Origin of the sequence: Moorena sp. SIO3H5 (assembly GCF_010692395.1) — a bacterium.
Lineage (GTDB): Bacteria > Cyanobacteriota > Cyanobacteriia > Cyanobacteriales > Coleofasciculaceae > Moorena.
The window spans coordinates 1-2,786 of sequence record NZ_JAAHHS010000648.1; the positions used below are offsets into that span (position 1 = coordinate 1).

Annotated in this window: 2 protein-coding genes; both read right to left on the reverse strand. The window is 35.4% G+C overall.

Going from position 1 to position 2,786, the window contains the following annotated elements; all coding sequences use genetic code 11:
* Window positions 1–42 precede the first annotated feature (42 nt).
* Window positions 43–909: a hypothetical protein gene (locus F6K52_RS35030; RefSeq protein ID WP_293089597.1), complete on the reverse strand. Its 867-nt coding sequence runs from the start codon at window positions 907–909 to the stop codon at window positions 43–45.
* Window positions 910–941: 32 nt separating this feature from the next.
* On the reverse strand, window positions 942–2,786 hold a 1,845-nt coding region (locus F6K52_RS35035), incomplete at its 5' end, for a GTPase (protein ID WP_293089600.1).

Here is a 2,786-nt window from a genome sequence, read left to right on the forward strand (position 1 = left end):
TTTCTTTTGGTACCTCATGGGAAACAGAATTGCTATAATTCCTTAAGCGCAGATGAATTTTTCTAAACCATATTTCTTGAGAAGACGACCAATTGTAACGATTTTAGCATCACCATCAGGTAGATTCTTTCTAAGCTCGAACTTTGTTGTTTTACCAATTATATTCTCACCTCCAGGAATTATCAGCTGGATGTAGGCATCTTCATCACTCGAATAATTAATACTACTATCGGGACTGAGGTTTAGGTTTACTGTTTGGTCTTGGTCTAAACCATCACATAAAAAATAAGACGCAGAGGATATAAGTTCTTTAACACGACTTGAAGGAATAAAATCACCTGTATTCAAAGCACTTAATTGATGAGAAGGAACAACTAAGCACAAAATAGAGTCTTGTAGTGGAGGTGGCGATGGTTTTTGAGGTGAATCTAGTTCTTTTTTTGTTTTTTTAACAATCACTGATTTCACAAAAACGTAGGAGCCAACAACTATAATAGATATGAAAAGTATAAAGTATAATTTCAACCAAGGCTCAGGAGTATTTTTTAAAAAATCATTAAAACTATCCCCTATTTTTTCTAATAATGATGTCAATAATGATGTATTTGATGTATTTGATGTATTTGATGTATCCATAATATTACTCCACTGATTGTCATCCTTGTCAAAGTAATAGTTTTTAAAAAACTGCAAGTCTTCGTGTATAGTCCAATTATCACTTATCTTGAAATAATCACAGATTTCCTGGTAGTTGTCTGGAGACAGCTTGCTGATTGCTGTATACATACAACCCTTGGCTTTTGATTTGTAGCATTTCTCAATTTCACTATAAACTTCGTCGAAGCGGCTTCGAGATTCTTTATCCATTTGGTTATCATACTCTTTAAGGAAAATTGGAATATTGATCAAGTTGCTCCCCTAGCTTACAGAATAGAGGGAAACTACCTCAGCACTTTTCCAGCTTTCTTAATATTTTCCTTAAGTTGTTTAGCTTCCTGGTGTAGCGGATTCCATATGGATAAGTCTTTTTGTAAAGATAGTTGAGCTTGATCATAGGCTTTATCTAGCCGCTCTTGATAACGGTCTACAATTTCTTTTTGAGAAGACTCAACCTTTTTTATAAACTTATTGATTTGACAGATAAACCAATCCGCAACCTGACTATAAATTTCTATTTCTGCCTGATTTTTTTGCCATAGCCAGTCTTTATTGATGTCTTCTATTTTTGGTAACTGAGCATTATCACTAGAGCGTGGTTCTTGTTTAATTGTCTTTACTTTTCTTTTAAAGAAAAATAAAGTTCGCTTGAGTTCCGTAACTTCAACGTCTTCTAGCCATGTGCCTTCTATAATTGCGAATCCAGCTTCAAACTTAAATTTTGGCTCAGGTATACTATCAATTATCTCAAGTTCTGATCTGGAAAAGCTAATGGCTAAATTGGGGGCAATATTCCCCATTCCTTCCTCAAGAAGAGACAGGTAATAATCCAATAAAGTCTTCAACGCATCAACTACCCCTCTCATCTCTCGATCTAATATTTGTTTGACAGCTTCATTCATCAGACCCTTCAATGCACTAGTCAATTGATTGAGTTTATCATTAAGCTTCCTTAAATCTTTTTTCTCTTGCTCAGTACGTGCTTCGATCTTCTTCCCATTTTTAGTAGGATATTCTAAATCAATTAAATCTCTAATTACTCCTTCTAAAAGATTCAACTTGTCCGGATCAGCTTCTTGAAGCACTTTGCTATATAAACATATTTTTCCTGTATCCAAAGACTCAACCGTTGGCGTCAATATTTCCTTTACTACTGCTTGCTCTACTCCTCTTCTCCATCGATAGAGCGATATTAAACTGTTTGCGCGCTCTTGGTAGTCTCCTTGCCTGAGTTCTTCAATGATACTTTCGACAATTTGCTCCAACTCATTCCTAGGATCTGAAGTAGTATCTGAAGAGTTATTATCCTGGGAAAAACTTTGACCGCTCTCTTCTCTAAAACCCTTTAGAGCATTTTCAATTTTTTCAAAAGGGTCTCTTAGTTCTTGAGCTTTTTGTGAAATAAACTGACTGATGTCTTGCCGAATTTGGGCGATATTATCACATTCTTTTTGGTAGTCTTCTTCTTTACTATTAATGAAGGCATAAGTTGTTTGTATAGCCCATTCTGCTACTGCATTAGCTGCTTTAGCTTTAAAGCGGTCTACAATTTGTGGAATAACTAATTGTGGAAAGTTTTCATCAATAGTCTGTTTAAGATATTTGTGAAATTCGTCTGCGTAAGAAGCTTCCCAAACCGTCTCGGCAACACGGTGGCGCTCATGGTGTTCCCATCGCTCTACTTTTCTGGGTAAGTCTTCTATAATCTCTTTGGGAATTAAGAATTTAAAGAAATCGTCTATTTTCTCAGATGCTTGAGTACTTTTTTGCTGATTATGACTTTTCATCTGAATCGACAATAGAGCTGGTAATGCACTCATTTTGATTACTTGTAAAGCACTAATATCTTCTTGATATTCTTCTAGCTCCTTGGTTAACTTCTGTTTGATATCGTGAACAGTTCTTTTAAAAAAATATCTTTCACTATCTGGCCAATTTTGGTCTTTACGAAACTCATCAATCCGATTCATAACAAAGAGCATCCGGGCTGGTGATCCTCCTAGCTCTTTGACCTGATCAACGACTTCTTGGAGTAAGTTACTAACTTTTTGTCTATCGGTTTCTGTACTATCATAAGTAACTATACATAATGCTTCTTTACATTTTCTAATCACAGAGGCATTTCCTTC